Below are 15613 nucleotides of genomic sequence, written 5' to 3'. Positions count from 1 at the left end.
TCAGCGGACCGTAGGAAGTTGTGCAAGACTCTGCAAGCTCTTGCCACCGGCGAACACAGACGAACTCGAGGGAGCGCAATGAGGCAGCAACCCGCAGGGGGTCGTACGACCGCGCGCACCCGGCGCCCGGGCGGTGTGCAAGGCGAGAGACGACCGGTACAGTCCAGTGGCGTGACCACACGGCTTGCCGACATCGCAGCGCAGGCGGGGGTGAGCGAAGCGACCGTCAGCCGGGTCCTCAACGGGAAGCCGGGCGTCGCCGCCACCACCCGCCAGTCCGTGCTCGCCGCCCTCGACGTGCTCGGCTACGAACGGCCGGTACGGCTGCGGCAGCGCAGCGAGGGTCTGGTCGGGCTCATCACGCCGGAGCTGGAGAACCCGATATTCCCTGCCCTCGCGCAGGTCATCGGCCAGGCGCTGACCCGCCAGGGCTACACCCCGGTGCTCGCCACCCAGACCCCGGGCGGCTCCACCGAGGACGAGCTGACCGAGTTGCTGGTGGACCGCGGGGTCGCGGGCATCATCTACGTCTCCGGACTGCACGCCGACACCACCGCCGACATGCAGCGCTATGAGCGGCTGCGGGCGCAGGGCGTGCCGTTCGTGCTGGTGGACGGGTTCTCGCCGCGGGTGCAGGCGCCGTTCATCTCCCCCGACGACCGCGCCGCGATGACGCTCGCGGTGACCCACCTCGTCTCGCTCGGCCACACCCGGATCGGGCTCGCGCTCGGCCCGAAGCGGTTCGTGCCCGTGCAGCGCAAGATCGAGGGCTTCCTGCGGGCGATGCAGGACCAGTTGGGGCTCGGCGCCGAGATGGTGGAGACCGAGCTGGTGCAGCACTCGCTGTACACCCTGGAGGGCGGCCAGGCGGCCGCGACGGCGCTGATCGAGCGGGACTGCACCGCGGTGGTCTGCGCCAGCGACATGATGGCCCTCGGCGCCATACGGGCCGCCCGGCAGCGGGGCCTGGAGGTGCCGCGGGACGTGTCCGTGGTCGGCTTCGACGACTCCCCGCTGATCGCCTTCACCGACCCGCCGCTCACCACGGTCCGCAAGCCGGTCCCGGCGATGGGACAGGCGGCGGTGCGCACGCTCCTGGAGGAGATCGGCGGTACGCCCGCGCCGCACAGCGAGTTCGTGTTCATGCCGGAACTGGTGGTGCGCGGGTCCACGGCCTCGGCGCCGCATCTGCTGCGCGCGCAGTAGCGCGGCGCCGCCAGAACATGCGGGGCGGGCCCGGCTCCGGGATGATCGGGCACTGAGGCCGTTTTCTGGCAGACTTGATGGCTATGAGTGACTCGACCGTGACGCAGTGGGAAGGTCGCGAAGAGGCGGCCGGTCCCCGGACCGACACGGGCAGGGACCGCGGCGGCGCGCGGGGTCTGCTGGGCCGGCTGCGGCGGCCGCGCAGACCCCGGCTCTGGTTCGAGATCCTTCTGATCGCGGTGAGTTACTGGCTGTACTCGCTGATCCGCAACGCGGTGCCCGAGCAGAAGGGCGAGGCGCTGCGCAACGCGGACTGGATCTGGCGGGCGGAGCAGACGCTGGGCATCGATGTCGAACGGTCCGTCAACCACGCGGTCAATTCCGTGTCTTGGCTGATCATCGGCATGAACTACTACTACGCCACACTGCACTTCGTCATGACGGTCGGGGTCCTGGTGTGGCTGTACCGCCGGCACCCGGGCCGGTACGCGGCCGCGCGCCTCGCGCTCTTCGCCACCACCGGGGGCGCGTTGGCCGGCTACTACCTGTTCCCGCTCGCCCCGCCCCGCCTGATGCGGGGCGGGCTCTTCGTGGACACGGTGATGGTGCACCACACCTGGGGCTCGATGGCCTCCGGGGACCTCAAGCACATGTCCAACCAGTACGCGGCGATGCCGTCCATGCACATCGGCTGGTCGCTGTGGTGCGGGCTGACGATCTTCGCGCTGGCGTCGGTGCCGTGGGTGCGGGTGCTGGGGCTGCTGTACCCGGTGGCGACGCTGGTCGTCATCGTCTCCACGGCCAACCATTTCTGGCTGGACGCGGTGGGGGGCGTGCTCTGCCTCTCCTTCGGGTTCGGGGTGGCGCGGGTCTGGTACGGGGCGGGGCCGTACGGGTCGCCCCGGGGAGCGCGCGAGGGTGCGGGCCCCCGGCCCGGTTACGCCTCGTCGTCGTAGAAGAGTTCCTCCATGACCGTGCGCGCCTTGCGCGTCGTACGGCCGTACGCGTCCAGCATGTCGCCGACGTGGCCCTCGCCGTAGCCCAGGTAGCGGCCCACCGCGGCCAGCTCGCGGGGCTGGGTCGGGAAGGTGTCGCCCGCCCGGCCGCGCACCAGCATCACCGCGTTGCGGACCCGGGTGGCCAGCACCCACGCCTCGTCCAGCGTCGCCGTCTCCTCCTCGCCCAGCAGGCCCGCCTCCCGCGCGGCCGCCAGCGCGGCCCGGGTACGGGTCGTGCGCAGCCCCGGGATCTCGTGGGCGTGCCGCAGTTGGAGCAGCTGCACCGTCCACTCCACGTCCGAGAGGCCGCCGGGGCCCAGCTTGGTGTGCAGCCGGGGGTCCGCGCCGCGGGGCAGCCGCTCCGACTCCATGCGGGCCTTCAGCCGGCGGATCTCGCGCACGGAGTCCTCGGTCAGGCCGCGCGCCGGGTAGCGCAGCGGGTCGATCAGCTCCACGAAGCGGCGGCCCAGACCGGCATCGCCCGCGAACGGCTCCGCGCGCAGCAGCGCCTGCGACTCCCACACCAGTGACCAGCGGCGGTAGTACGCCCCGTACGACTTCAGCGTGCGCACCAGCGGGCCCGACTTGCCCTCCGGGCGTAGATCGGCGTCGATCAGCAGCGGGGGGTCGGCGCTGGGCAGCTGGAGCAGCCGGCGCATCTCGGCGACGACCTTGTTCGCGGCGGCGGTGGCCTCCTGCTCGGCCACGCCGTCCTGCGGTTCGTGTACGAACAGGACGTCCGCGTCGGAGCCGTAGCCCAGTTCATGGCCGCCGAACCGGCCCATGCCGATGATCGCGAACCGGGTGGGCAGCGTGTCGCCCCAGCCGGCCCGCACCACGGCGCGCAGCGTGCCCGCGAGGGTGGCGGCGGTGAGGTCGGAGACGGCGCCGCCGACGAGGTCGACCAGGGCGCCCTGGTCGGCCTGGACGGGGGTGGCCTCGGTGCCGTAGGAGGCGACGATGTCGGCGGCGGCGGTGCGGAAGAGTTCGCGGCGGCGGACGCCGCGGGCGGCGGTGACGCCCTGCTCGGCGTTCTCCGCCCGGCCGACGGCGGCCAGGATCTCCTGTTCGAGCGCGGTACGGCCGCGGGGGGTCAGGCCGCTCGCCGCGCCGTCGCCGTCGCCGAGGAGGGCGACGGCCTCGGGGGCGCGCATCAGGAGGTCGGGCGCGAGGCGGCCCGCCGACAGCACGCGGGCCAGGTTCTCGGCGGCGGCGCCCTCGTCGCGGAGCAGGCGCAGGTACCAGGGGGTCTTGCCGAGCGCGTCGGAGACCTTGCGGAAGTTCAGCAGGCCGGCGTCCGGGTCGGCGGAGTCGGCGAACCAGCCCAGCAGGACGGGGAGCAGGGTGCGCTGGATCGCGGCCTTGCGGGTGACGCCCGAGGCCAGGGCCTCCAGGTGGCGCAGGGCGGCCGCGGGGTCGGCGTAGCCGAGGGCGACCAGGCGTTCGCGGGCGGCTTCCGGCTTGAGGCGGGCCTCGCCGGGGGCGAGCTGGGCGACGGCGTCCAGGAGCGGGCGGTAGAACAGCTTCTCGTGCAGCCGTCGTACGACGCCGGCGTGCCGCTTCCACTCGCGGTTCAGCTCGGTGACCGGGTCGGTGCGCAGGCCGAGGGAGCGGCCGAGGCGGCGCAGGTCCTCCTCGGCGGTGGGCACGAGGTGGGTGCGGCGCAGGCGGTACAGCTGGATGCGGTGTTCCATCGCGCGCAGGAAGCGGTACGCCTCGTCCAGGCGGGCGGCGTCCTCGCGGCCCACGTAGCCGCCGGCGGCGAGGGCGGCGAGGGCGTCCAGGGTGGAGCCGCTGCGCAGGGAGGGGTCGGTGCGGCCGTGCACCAACTGGAGGAGCTGTACGGCGAATTCGACGTCCCGCAGGCCGCCGGGGCCCAGCTTCAGTTCGCGGTCCACTTCGGCCGCGGGGATGTTGTCGACCACGCGCCGGCGCATCTTCTGCACGTCCGCGACGAAGTTGTCGCGGTCGGCGGCCTGCCAGACGAGGGGGTGCAGCGCGGCCAGGTACTCCTGGCCGAGGTTCTCGTCGCCGGCGACCGGGCGGGCCTTGAGGAGGGCCTGGAACTCCCAGGTCTTCGCCCAGCGTTGGTAGTAGGCGACGTGGGAGGAGAGGGTGCGGACGAGGGGGCCGTTGCGGCCCTCGGGGCGGAGGTTGGCGTCGACCGGCCAGATGGAGCCCTCGACGGTGGTCTCGGAGCAGATCCGCATCAGGTGGGAGGCGAGGCTGGTGGCCGCGCGGAGGGCCTTGGTCTCGTCGGTGCCGTCGGTGGCCTCCGCCACGAAGATCACGTCCACGTCGGAGACGTAGTTCAGTTCGTGGCCGCCGCACTTGCCCATGCCGATCACCGAGAGGCGGCAGGCGGCGGTGTCCTCGGGGGCGGCGGCCTGGGCGAGGGCGAGGGCGGCGCGCAGGGTGGCGGTGGCGAGGTCGGCGAGTTCGGCGGCGGTCTCGGCGACGTCGGTGGTGCCGCAGACGTCGCGGGCGGCGATGGACAGGAGGCAGCGGCGGTAGGCGACGCGGAGGGCGACGGGGTCGGTGGCGTCTTCCAGGCCGCGTTCGAACTCGGTGACGCCGGGGTGGAGGTCCTGGGGTTCGTACGTGACCAGGGCCTGCCAGTCGGTGGGGTGGCGGGCGAGGTGGTCGGCGAGGGCGGCGGAGGCGCCGAGGACGCCCAGGAGGCGGTCGCGCAGGGGTTTGGCCGCGATGAGGGTGTCGAGGAGTTCGCGGTGGGAGTTCGGGGCGGGCTGGGCTTCCAGGAGGCGGACGAGGCCGTGCAGGGCGAGGTCGGGGTCGGCGGTGGCGCCCAGGGCTTCGAGGAGGAAGGGGTCGTCGCGGACCGGGGAGAGTTCGGGGGTGTCGAGGAGGCGTTCGGCGGCGGTGGCGTCGGTGAAGCCGTGTCGGAGCAGGCGCGTGAAGGTGCTGCTTCTGCGGCCCGGCGTCATTGGTGGGGCTCCCCTCGGGGTCAGCTCTGGTCCTGGGGGGAGCGTAGTCGCCTGCGGCGGGGTGTGCCGGGTCGGGTGGCTGTGGCTGGCTCGCCGTCGTGGTGCGGGTGCCTGCGGTGGCCCCTTCGACGCGGTCGCCGGATGCCTGCGGCGGCCCCTTCAACACCGTCGCCGGATGCCTGCGGCCTCGCCGTCGCCGGGCGCCTGCGGCTGCCCCGCCGTCGTGCGGCTGCCTCGCTGTCGTGCGGCTGCCTGCGGCGGCCCCTTCAACGCCGTCGTGGTCGCACGCCTGCGGCCTCGCCGTCGACGGGCGCCGCGGCTGCCTCGCCGTCGTGCGGATGCCCGCGGCGGCCCCTTCAACACCGTCGTGGTCGCACGCCTGCGGCCTCGCCGTCGTGCGGATGCCCGCGGCGGCCCCATCAACACCGTCGTGGTCGCCCGCCTGCGGCCTCGCCGTCGCCGGGCGCCGCGGCTGCCTCGCTGTCGTGCGGATGCCTGCGGCGGCCCCTTCAACGCCGTCGTGGCTCGGGTCGCGCCTGAGGGGAGGCGGTGACTCGGTGCCCCGGCGGGTGGTGTCCGTCCTCGGTCCGGCGTGCTGGAGGTTCAGAGGTGTGACGGGTTCTCGCCGGCCGCTGCGGGCGGACACCACCCGCCGTGTCACCTTCCCGCCGTGCGCGGGCGCGGCGGCGTCGTGGCGAGGAGGGTCGTCTGCATCGTCTCCGCCGCTTTCGCGGCGGCGTCGCCGCAGCAGTTGTTGAAGAGGAGGTGGACCTCGTCGGTGCGGGTGGCCAGGTGGTGGATCGAGGGGAGCCATTCCGACAGTTCCTGGGGGTGTAGGCGTGGCGGAAGCGGTCCTCCTTGGTGCCGGTTCCCCAGTGGGGGCTGCGGCCGTGGAAGCGGATCAGGGAGAGGTGGGGGGTGGTGACGAGGGGGGTCGGGGGGAGGGTGGGGGCGTCCACGGACACGGCGGTGGCGTCGAGGTCGGTGAGGAAGGGGAGGGTGCGGGTGCTGTGCCACCAGGCGGGGTTGCGGAACTCCACGGCGAAGGGCCAGTCGCGGGCGCGTTCGCGGGCCGCGCGGATGAAGGTCTCGGCGGCGGGGCCGGGGGTGAGGGACGGCGGGTACTGGAAGAGGAGGGTGCCGAGGCGGCCGGCGCGGCGCAGGGGGTCCAGGGCGGCGGCGTAGCGGGTCCAGAGTTCGGTCAGGAGGGCGTCGTCGCGGGGGTGTCCGCGCAGGTCCTCGGGGAGGGCGGAGGGGCGGGTGGGGTGGCCGGTGAGGAGGGAGTGTGCCTTGACGTCGAAGCGGAAGCCGTCCGGGGTGCGCTCCGCCCAGTGGGTGGTGGTGCGGGGGGTGGGCAGGGCGTAGTAGGGGGAGTCGGCCTCGACCAGAGGGAAGCGGGTGGCGTAGTGGCGCAGGCGGCCCTCGGTGTCGCGGTGGCCGGGCGGGTACCAGCCGCTGGCGAGGAGGGCGCGGTCGGTCCAGCCGCAGGTGCCGATGAGGATGTTCGCCATGGGGGTGGGGGTACCCCGTGGCGCGTCGGGTACGGGTGCGGCCGACTCAGGTGCGCTGGGTCGGGAACTCGCCTACGCCGCGCAGGAGTTCGAAGAGTTCCGTGGAGGAGGCGGCCACTGCCGTGCCGCCCGCGTCGGTGATCTCATCGCGTAGGGAGAGGGCGCGGGCGGTGGCGTAGATGAAGACCGGGGTCGGGTCGTCATGGGCGCGCAGTTCGCGGATCAGGTCGAGGCCGGCGGTGCGGTTGGTGCGGGTGCGTTCCCTGCGGCTCATGTCCGAGATGACGGCGTCGAAGGGGTGGCGGGGGCGGGCCAGGGCGCGCAGGGCCTCGTCGGTGGAGCCGGCCAGGACGACGTCGACGCCCAGGGCGCGGAGTTGGGCCACCTCGGTGGCGTTGTTCTCGGGGCGGTCGTCCACCCAGAGCACGGAGTCCAGGATGCGCGTGGCCGCCGGTGCGTGCACGGAGGCCAGGCGGCCCTGGAGGTCGGCCGTGGTGCGGATCAGGCTCTCCGAGACCTCCTGCACCGACAGTTCGGCCTCGCCCACCTTGATCGTGAATCCCCGGGAGCGGACTATCTCCTTGATCAGGGGAAACAGCCGCCAGAGCACGACGCCCGTCATCAGCGGCCAGGCCAAGCCGGTCAGGGCCTTGATCAGCTCCGTCGCGTCCTTCACCAAGCTCCCCCCGAGATCGAATAGGCGTGCGCCTGATTCTGGCAGGGGAAGGCTGGGGGGGCGGTGGTTTTCGGTCGGGGGGCCGGTCGCCTCGGCAAGGGGGAGATGCGTGTGGGGCTGAACTACGGCTATGACATGTGCCTGCGTCCTCGTGACGTCGCCGGGGCGCTGGGCAAGCTGGTGGAGCCGGCGCCGCCGAAGCATCGTGTGCCGCTGCTGGAGGTCACGCTGCCCGGTGGTGACCGGCCCACCCTCCCGTTCACGTCGAACGAGTACGTGGTGTCACAAGCGCACGGCCGGCCGGCCGAGGGCGGCGACGTCGGCGATGAGCCGCATGTTCGCGCGGTCGGTCCGGCCTGTTCGACACCGGGGAAGGCGGTCCCGAGGAGGTGTGCCGGCTCAGCGGAGGGAAGGTGCGGGAGATCGTCTCCGGACTCCGCTTTCCGGATCTGCGGGCCCTGGCGGCGACGTGGCCCGATCCGGATGAGTGAGCACCGGTGGGGCCGACGGCGGGTCGTGTCCGTCGGCCCCGGGGCGTCGCCGTGGCTCAGGGCCCGTCCGCCGGTTACAGCACCGGCAGGTTCTTCCGCAGCTCGAACGCGGTGACCTCGCTGCGGTACTCCTCCCATTCCTGGCGCTTGTTGCGCAGGAAGAAGTCGAAGACGTGCTCGCCCAGGGTCTCGGCGACCAGGTCGCTGCGTTCCATCAGGGAGAGGGCCTCGCCCAGGTTCTGCGGGAGGGGTTCGATGCCCATCGCGCGGCGTTCGGCGTCCGAGAGGGCCCAGACGTCGTCCTCGGCGCCCGGCGGGAGCTCGTAGCCCTCCTCGATGCCCTTCAGGCCCGCGGCGAGGAGGACGGCGTAGGCCAGGTAGGGGTTGGCGCCGGTGTCCAGGGAGCGGACCTCGACGCGGGCCGAGCCGGTCTTGCCGGGCTTGTACATCGGGACGCGGACCAGGGCGCTGCGGTTGTTGTGGCCCCAGCAGATGTAGGAGGGGGCCTCGCCGCCCGCGCCCGCCGTGCGCTCGGAGCCGCCCCAGATGCGCTTGTAGGAGTTGACCCACTGGTTGGTGACGGCGGCGGCCTCCGCGGCGTGCTTGAGCAGGCCCGCGATGAAGGAGCGGCCCACCTTGGAGAGCTGGTACTCCGCGCCGGACTCGTAGAACGCGTTGCGGTCGCCCTCGAAGAGGGAGAGGTGGGTGTGCATACCGCTGCCCGGGTGCTCGGAGAAGGGCTTCGGCATGAACGTGGCCTGGACGCCCTGTTCGAGCGCGACCTGCTTCATGACCAGGCGGAAGGTCATGATGTTGTCGGCCGTCGAGAGGGCGTCGGCGTAGCGCAGGTCGATCTCCTGCTGGCCCGGGGCGCCCTCGTGGTGGGAGAACTCCACCGAGATGCCCATCGACTCCAGCATCGTGATCGCCTGACGGCGGAAGTCCATGCCCACGCTGGTCGGCGTGTGGTCGAAGTAGCCGGAGTTGTCGGCCGGCGTCGGGCGGCTGCCGTCCAGCGGGCGGTCCTTCAGCAGGAAGAACTCGATCTCCGGGTGGGTGTAGAAGGTGAAGCCCAGGTCGGAGGTGCGGGCCAGCGCGCGCTTGAGGACGTAGCGCGGGTCGGCGAAGGACGGGGAGCCGTCCGGCATCAGGATGTCGCAGAACATCCGGGCCGTGCCCGGGGTCTCCGCGCGCCACGGCAGCATCTGGAAGGTGGACGGGTCCGGCTTGGCGATCATGTCGGACTCGTAGACCCGGGCGAAGCCCTCGATGGCGGAGCCGTCGAAGCCGATGCCCTCGTCGAACGCCTGCTCAAGCTCGGCGGGGCCACGGCGACGGACTTGAGGAAGCCCAGCACGTCCGTGAACCACAGGCGTACGAACCGGATGTCGCGCTCCTCCAAGGTACGGAGCACGAACTCCTGCTGCTTGTCCATCTTCCGATTCCCCATCCTTGCTGGTCAGGAGCATCCCACCACAACAGCGTTTCATCCGTGTTGCGGACCTTGATCGCCCCGACGTCCACCGTCTGAACGCCTCTCCTACGGCAGGTGTACTGCCCTGCCGCCCATCTTGCCTGTCGGCGGCGGCATCCGTAACGGCCGGGCGGGGTGGGGACGTGAGGCAGGACACCCCTCTTAAATTTGCATCTCAGATGCAAGTTTAAATAGCGTTCGATCAGCCGAGACCGCAAGGAGCCCGCGATGTTGTCCGAGAAGTCCGCCACCACCGTCCGCGCCACCCTCCCCGCCGTGGGGGCCGCCATCGAGCAGATCACCGAGCGCTTCTACGCCCGGCTCTTCGACGCCCACCCCGAGCTGCTGCGGGACCTGTTCAACCGCGGCAATCAGGCGTCCGGCGCCCAGAAGTCGGCCCTCGCGGGCTCCATCGCCGCCTTCGCCGGGTACCTGGTCGAGCACCCGGACCAGCGGCCGGACGCGATGCTGGGCCGGATCGCCCACAAGCACGCCTCGCTGGGCGTCGCACCGGAGCAGTACCCGGTGGTGCACGAGCACCTCTTCGCCGCCATCGCGGAGATCCTCGGCGAGGCCGCCACCCCCGAGGTCGCCGCCGCCTGGAGCGAGGTCTACTGGCTGATGGCCAACGCCCTGATCGCCGTCGAGAAGCGGCTGTACGAGGAGAGCGGCAGCCGGGAGTTCCGGGACTGGGAGGTCGTGGGGCGGGAGGAGGAGACCGAGGACGTCGTGTCCTTCCGGGTGCGGCCCCTCGACGGGTCCCCCGTCCGGGGCTTTCGCGCGGGGCAGTACGTCTCCGTGGGGGTGAAGCTGGCCGACGGGGCGCGGCAGATACGGCAGTACAGCCTGTCCGGGGCGCCGGGCGAGGACGTGCGGCGGTTCAGCGTCAAGCGGGTGCACGGGGGCACGACGCCGGAGGGGGAGGTGTCCAACCAGCTGCACGCCCACGTACGGGTGGGTGACGTGCTCCAGCTGTCGGAGCCGTACGGCGATCTGGTGCTGGACGGCGGCGCCGGGCGGCCCCTGCTGCTCGCCTCCGCGGGCATCGGGGTGACCCCGATGGTCGCCATGCTGGCCTCGCTCGCGGCTAACGGGTACGACGCGCCGGTCACCGTCCTGCACGGCGACCGCTCCCCCGCGGACCACGCCCTGCGCGTCGACCACCGGGCGTACGCGGACAAGCTCGCGGACTCGGCCGTCGCGTTCTTCTACGAGCGGGACGCCGGGCCCGGGGACCGCACCGGCCTGGTCGACCTCTCCGGGACCGGCATCGCGCCCGGTACCCGCGCCTACCTCTGCGGGCCGCTGCCGTTCATGCGCGCCGTACGCGGTCAGCTGATCGAGAGGGGCGTGGACCCGGCCGACATCCACTACGAGGTCTTCGGGCCCGATCTGTGGCTCGCCGCCCGGTGAGGTGACGAGCGGTGCGCGGGGCCGTCCGGCGGGAGAGCCGGGCGGCCCTCCGCGCGTGCGGGAGAGCCGCTCAGGAGAGCGGGGTCCCGGCAGGGCGCAGCGAGATGCCCAGCAGGACCGGGCCCGTGGGGTCCTTGACGATCTGGTCCAGGGTGATCGGGTCCAGGGACGCGTAGAACGCCTCCTGGGCCCGGCGCAGGGCGCCGCGCAGCCGGCAGTCCGAGCGCAGCGGGCAGGGGGTGGCGCCCTCGCACTCCACCACCTCGTCGTCGCCCTCGAAGGTGCGCACGACCGCGCCGACGGAGGCGGTACGGCCCCGTCCGGTCAGCGCCAGTCCGCCGCCGCGACCGCGGCGGGCGTCCACCAGGCCCAGGTGCTGGAGCTCGGCGACGACCTTCGCGGCATGCGTGTAGGGCACGCCCATGTCCTCGGCGACCTTGCGGGTCGCGGGCATGTCGTCGGTGGATACGGCGAGGCGCATCAGGATGCGCAGGGCGAGGTCGGTGGAACGCAGCAGCCTCATGGCGCGAGCGTAAATAATACGCATCCCGGGTGCAAATTCAACCCTTTTGCCGTGCTCGCTCTACGGCGGCCCGCCACTCCCCCATTACGATCAGCGGGCTCCACCCCTGTCCGTTCTCTCCCCCCAGAAGGACATCGCCTCATGGGTTCCGCCAACAACAGCAGCAGCGCGGCGCGCAAGGCGCGCATCGAGGAGATGCGGCGCGCGGAGCGTTCGCGCGAGCGCCGGAAGCGGACGCTCGTCATCGCCGCGTCCGTGGTCGTCGTCACCGGCCTCGTGGTGGGCGGTGTCGTCCTCGTGGACTCGAGGTCCGGCACGAAGGACTCGGCCGCGAGCGGCGCCAACGGCAAGGACGCCGGCAAGGGCACCGGCGATGTGAACAGCAAGAGCTCCGGGGACTCCGGGCAGTTCACGACCGCCAAGGACGGCGTGCGCACCTGGAAGGGCACGCTGTCGCGGACCCATGTGACGACCCCGGTGTCGTATCCGATGCATCCGCCGGTGGGCGGCAACCACAACCCGGTGTGGGCGGACTGCAACGGCGACGTCTACACGCAGCAGTTGCACGACGAGAACGCGGTGCACTCGCTGGAGCACGGCGCGGTGTGGGTGACGTACACCCCCAAGGCGGCGAAGGCCGACGTCGAGGCGCTCGCGGCGAAGGTGAAGAAGACGCCGTACTCGCTGATGAGTCCGTACGAGAACCAGGCCGCGCCGCTGATCCTGTCGGCGTGGGGTCACCAGGTGGCCGTGAAGAGCGCGAGCGATCCCGAAGTGAACAAGTTCTTCGCGGACTTCGTGCAGGGGCCGCAGACGCCGGAGCCAGGTGCCTCGTGCACCGGTGGGGTGATGAAGTGAGCCGGCGCGCCATCGGCTGGGCGGCGGGGGCCGCGGCGGGGGTGCTCGTCGCGGCCGGTGCCGTCACGTACGCGGTCGCCGACTCGGATTCCGGTTCCGGCTCCGGTGACGCGAAGGCGGCGCAGAAGACGCCGAGCGCGGACTCGGCGGACGCGGGCTTCGCGCGGGACATGGCGGTGCACCATCAGCAGGCCGTCGAGATGTCGTACATCGTCCGCGACCACACGAAGGACGAGGACGTACGGCGGCTCGCCTACGACATCGCGCAGACACAGGCCAACCAGCGCGGGATGCTGCTGGGTTGGCTGGATCTGTGGGGGCTGCCGAAGGTCTCCGCGGACCCGCCGATGACCTGGATGGGCATGGGCGGCATGGTCACCGCCAAGGACGGCTCGCTGATGCCCGGTATGGCCACCAACACGCAGATGAGGAAGCTCGCGACCCTGAACGGCAAGCAGGCCGAGGTCTTCTACCTCCAGCTGATGACGAACCATCACAAGGGCGGCATCCACATGGCCGAGGGCTGTGTGGCCAAGTGCACGGTGGGCGTGGAGAAACGGCTGGCCCAGGGCATGGTGGACGCGCAGCAGTCGGAGCTCCAGGTGATGGCCCAGATGCTCAAGGAGCGCGGAGCCGAACCGCTCTCCTGAGAAGGGAACAAGTCCCTTCGTAACACAGCCGTAAGGAAAAACCACCCAAATGCCCCTAGGTGACGGTTACTTGAGCTTCTCTTTCCGTCCCATTTACCTGGCATGAACGGTTCATCGGTCAGAGTTGCCCCCATCGTGTGATCCATTCGCCGGCTGTTCACCACCGCCGCCGGCCGGCGCGGAGCCGCGTGTACCTACCTACTACGTGCATGCGCAACGCATCGCAGGGGGTTCTATGAGATCCAATAGCGCCAAGACGCGTGCCGTGAGCATGGCAGCCGCGCTGCCCATGATCGCCGGTGCGCTGGCGCTGGGCATACCCGCGGCCCACGCCGCGGACAGCCCCGCCCGCAATGCTCTGAAGGGCACCAAGCCGCTCTGGGCCACGGCCAAGGCGGACAAGGGCGCCACCAACAACGGTGCCCAGGTCAAGGCCCGGGTGTACCTGGCCGGCCAGGACGCGGCGGGCCTCGCGGCCTACGCCAAGGCCGTGGCCGACCCCAGCTCGCCGTCCTACGGCAAGTACCTGTCGGCCAAGCAGGCCCAGGCCCGCTTCGGCGCCACCAAGGCCCAGGTCGCCGCCGTCAAGTCCTGGCTGACGACGGCCGGTCTGAAGGTCACCGAGGTCACGCAGCACTACGTCGCCGTCTCCGGTGACGTCGCCTCCGCCGAGAAGGCGTTCGGCACCCAGCTGCACAACTACGCCAAGGGTGCGAAGACCTACCGCGCCCCGGCGCAGGCGGCCTCCGTCCCGGCGGGCCTGAAGGGCACGGTGCTGACCGTCACCGGTCTGGACAGCGCCCCGCACAAGGCCGACCACGACGACACGCTGCCGCCCCCGGACGCGGTGTTCAAGAACGCCGGTCCGTTCTCGTCGTACTACGGCTCGAAGACCGCGAGCACGCTGCCGGACGCGTACGGCTCCAAGCTGCCCTACGCCGTCAAGGGTTACACCGGCAAGCAGCTGCGCTCGGTCTACGGCGCCGGCAAGTACACCGGCAAGGGTGTCCGCGTCGCCATCACCGACGCCTACGCCTCGCCGACCATCGCCTACGACGCCGGCACGTACGCGCTGAAGAACGGCGACAAGGCGTGGAAGACCGGTCAGCTGCACCAGTCGCTGCCGGCCAACTTCACCCGGACCGGCGAGTGCAAGGCGGCGGGCTGGTACGGCGAGGAGACCCTCGACGTCGAGGCCGTGCACGCGGTCGCGCCGGACGCCGACGTCACCTACGTCGGTGCGGCGTCCTGCTACGACGACGACCTGCTCGACTCGCTGAGCAAGGTGGTCGACAACCACCTGGCCGACATCGTCTCCAACTCGTGGGGCGACGTCGAGGCCAACCAGACGCCGGACCTCGCGGCCGCCTACGACCAGGTCTTCCAGCTGGGCGCGGTGCAGGGCATCGGCTTCTACTTCTCCTCCGGTGACGACGGCGACCAGGTCGCCAACACCGGCACCAAGCAGGTCGACACCCCGGCCAACTCCGCCTGGGTGACCGCCGTCGGCGGCACCTCCCTCGCGGTCGGCAAGGGTGACAAGTACCTGTGGGAGACCGGCTGGGGCACCGAGAAGTCCGCCCTGTCGGCCGACGGCAAGAGCTGGGCCAACTTCCCCGGCGCCTTCACCTCGGGCGCGGGCGGCGGCACCAGCAGCACGGTCGCCGAGCCGTACTACCAGAAGGGCGTCGTCCCGGACTCGCTCGCCAAGGCGCACAACGCCTCCGGCAACCGCGTCGTCCCGGACATCGCGGCCATCGCCGACCCGAACACCGGGTTCCTGGTGGGCCAGACGCAGACCTTCCCCGACGGGTCGCAGCAGTACAGCGAGTACCGCATCGGCGGCACCTCGCTGGCCGCGCCGACCATCGCGGCGGTCCAGGCCCTCGCCCAGCAGGCGGGCGGCGGCAAGGCGATCGGTTTCGCCAACCCGTCGATCTACGCGAAGTTCGGCAAGAAGGGCGTCTTCCACGACGTCACGGACAACCCCACGGGCCACGGCCTGGGTGTCGTCCGCGTCGACTACGCCAACGGCCTCGACGCCACCGGCGGCCTGCTCTACTCCGTCCGCAGCCTGGGCAAGGACAGCTCCCTGTCCGCGACCAAGGGCTACGACGACGTGACGGGCGTGGGCTCCCCGGCGGACGGCTATGTCGCGTCGTACGCCAAGAACGACAGCAAGAAGCACTGAACGCTCCGCTGAGCTGAGCTGAACGAGCTTCGAAGAAGGGGACGTGGGGCCGGCATCGGCCACGCGTCCCCTTCGCGTTTCCGGGAAAGAGCCGGGGTCAGTTCCCGCGGCGCCGGTCGAGCAGGCGGAAGACGAGGAAGGACGCGGCGAGCAGGACGATGCCGGTCAGGAGGAAGGGCAGGGGGGCGAATTCGTCCGTGCAGGAGGTTTCCGTCGCCGTCGACCGGCATACGGTTCCCGGGCCGCCCCGGTTGGAGTACGCGAGGTAGAAGAGCGGCAGGGCTACGCCCGCGAGGGCGCCGATGGCGGTGGTCCGGTGTCCCTTGCGGAGCAGGAGGGCGGCGGCCACCGCAGCCGCAGCGAGCAGGATCACGCCCACCGACAGCAGCGCGGCCAGCCCCAGCGCGGCACCCGCGCCGACCGCGGTCCAGGCCAGGAACCAGCCCCAGGGCGCGCCGCGCTCTCCGACGGCTTCGGCGGTTCTGTCACGGTTGTCCCGCATGGTGCCTCCCGGTACGACGAGGCCGAGCCGGCCCCCGTGTTCAGCAGGCTCAGCACACCGTGAATCTTCCCAAGTCGGCATCTGTGCAGGCAGGTCGGGGGCCGTGACAGTGGTCACGAGGCGTTCGGCCGCCGGGCGGGGGCAGGGAGCGGGGGGACGGGCGCGCGGAGGACCG

General features: G+C 71.8%; 10 protein-coding genes and 2 pseudogenes. 6 read left to right on the top strand and 6 right to left on the bottom strand.

Translation table 11 applies throughout. From position 1 onward, the window contains the following. Positions 1-171: 171 nt before the first annotated feature. Together GHR20_RS25745 and GHR20_RS25740 are read left to right on the top strand one after the other, a co-directional pair. On the top strand, positions 172-1206 hold the full coding sequence (locus tag GHR20_RS25745; RefSeq protein ID WP_111582288.1) for a LacI family DNA-binding transcriptional regulator: 1035 nt from the start codon (positions 172-174) through the stop codon (positions 1204-1206). A gap of 83 nt (positions 1207-1289) precedes the next feature. Beyond that, positions 1290-2162: a phosphatase PAP2 family protein gene (locus GHR20_RS25740; RefSeq protein WP_153814515.1), complete on the top strand. Its 873-nt coding sequence runs from the start codon at positions 1290-1292 to the stop codon at positions 2160-2162. On the opposite strand, the gene GHR20_RS25735 is transcribed toward GHR20_RS25740, so the two are convergent. The 4 genes and pseudogenes from GHR20_RS25735 to GHR20_RS25720 all read right to left on the bottom strand — a co-directional run bounded on the left by GHR20_RS25735 (position 2144) and on the right by GHR20_RS25720 (position 9262). Then, positions 2144-5149, bottom strand: coding sequence for a bifunctional [glutamine synthetase] adenylyltransferase/[glutamine synthetase]-adenylyl-L-tyrosine phosphorylase (locus tag GHR20_RS25735; RefSeq protein ID WP_153814514.1), 3006 nt, complete (start codon positions 5147-5149; stop codon positions 2144-2146). The two genes, GHR20_RS25740 and GHR20_RS25735, sit on opposite strands and share 19 nt — an antisense overlap. A gap of 657 nt (positions 5150-5806) precedes the next feature. Continuing rightward, positions 5807-6660 (bottom strand): annotated as a pseudogene (locus GHR20_RS25730) (DUF72 domain-containing protein). Between the two features lie 46 nt (positions 6661-6706). Further along, positions 6707-7336: a response regulator gene (locus tag GHR20_RS25725; protein ID WP_194858989.1), complete on the bottom strand. Its 630-nt coding sequence runs from the start codon at positions 7334-7336 to the stop codon at positions 6707-6709. Positions 7337-7901: 565 nt separating this feature from the next. Beyond that, positions 7902-9262 (bottom strand): annotated as a pseudogene (locus tag GHR20_RS25720) (glutamine synthetase family protein). Positions 9263-9529: 267 nt separating this feature from the next. Between GHR20_RS25720 and GHR20_RS25715 the strand changes: the two are divergent. Further along, a complete protein-coding gene (locus GHR20_RS25715) occupies positions 9530-10714 on the top strand; it encodes a globin domain-containing protein (RefSeq protein ID WP_153814512.1) in 1185 nt (394 codons plus the stop codon). Between the two features lie 70 nt (positions 10715-10784). Here GHR20_RS25715 and GHR20_RS25710 read toward each other — a convergent pair whose 3' ends face one another. Continuing rightward, entirely contained in the window at positions 10785-11237 is a 453-nt protein-coding gene (locus tag GHR20_RS25710) for an Rrf2 family transcriptional regulator (RefSeq protein ID WP_153814511.1), read from the bottom strand. A gap of 141 nt (positions 11238-11378) precedes the next feature. Between GHR20_RS25710 and GHR20_RS25705 the strand changes: the two genes are divergently transcribed. The 3 genes from GHR20_RS25705 to GHR20_RS25695 all read left to right on the top strand — a co-directional run bounded on the left by GHR20_RS25705 (position 11379) and on the right by GHR20_RS25695 (position 14936). Further along, positions 11379-12095 carry a DUF3105 domain-containing protein gene (locus GHR20_RS25705; protein ID WP_153814510.1) on the top strand — a complete coding sequence of 239 codons (717 nt, stop codon included), beginning with the start codon at positions 11379-11381 and terminating at the stop codon, positions 12093-12095. After that, positions 12092-12745 (top strand): DUF305 domain-containing protein, encoded by a 654-nt coding sequence (locus tag GHR20_RS25700; protein ID WP_111582278.1) that lies wholly within the window; start codon positions 12092-12094, stop codon positions 12743-12745. Before GHR20_RS25705 ends, GHR20_RS25700 begins: the two co-directional genes overlap by 4 nt. Positions 12746-13016: 271 nt before the next feature. Continuing rightward, positions 13017-14936: a S53 family peptidase gene (locus GHR20_RS25695; RefSeq protein ID WP_237537126.1), complete on the top strand. Its 1920-nt coding sequence runs from the start codon at positions 13017-13019 to the stop codon at positions 14934-14936. Positions 14937-15033: 97 nt separating this feature from the next. Here the strand turns inward: GHR20_RS25695 and GHR20_RS25690 are convergent, their stop codons facing one another. Continuing rightward, a complete protein-coding gene (locus GHR20_RS25690; RefSeq protein ID WP_153814509.1) occupies positions 15034-15438 on the bottom strand; it encodes a hypothetical protein in 405 nt (134 codons plus the stop codon). Positions 15439-15613 lie beyond the last annotated feature (175 nt).

It is taken from the genome of Streptomyces sp. SUK 48 (assembly GCF_009650765.1).
Classification (GTDB): Bacteria; Actinomycetota; Actinomycetes; order Streptomycetales; family Streptomycetaceae; genus Streptomyces.
The sequence above is the reverse complement of the archived record's forward strand: the minus strand, read 5'-3'. Positions and strand labels throughout refer to the sequence as shown.

Excerpts from the sequence above, each read along its gene's own strand:
- GHR20_RS25740 (WP_153814515.1), top strand. The coding sequence starts at position 1,290 with ATGAGTGACTCGACCGTGACGCAGTGGGAAGGTCGCGAAGAGGCGGCC.
- GHR20_RS25735 (WP_153814514.1), bottom strand. The coding sequence starts at position 5,149 with ATGACGCCGGGCCGCAGAAGCAGCACCTTCACGCGCCTGCTCCGACAC.
- GHR20_RS25715 (WP_153814512.1), top strand. The coding sequence starts at position 9,530 with ATGTTGTCCGAGAAGTCCGCCACCACCGTCCGCGCCACCCTCCCCGCC.
- GHR20_RS25710 (WP_153814511.1), bottom strand. The coding sequence starts at position 11,237 with ATGAGGCTGCTGCGTTCCACCGACCTCGCCCTGCGCATCCTGATGCGC.
- GHR20_RS25705 (WP_153814510.1), top strand. The coding sequence starts at position 11,379 with ATGGGTTCCGCCAACAACAGCAGCAGCGCGGCGCGCAAGGCGCGCATC.
- GHR20_RS25695 (WP_237537126.1), top strand. The coding sequence starts at position 13,017 with ATGGCAGCCGCGCTGCCCATGATCGCCGGTGCGCTGGCGCTGGGCATA.
- GHR20_RS25690 (WP_153814509.1), bottom strand. The coding sequence starts at position 15,438 with ATGCGGGACAACCGTGACAGAACCGCCGAAGCCGTCGGAGAGCGCGGC.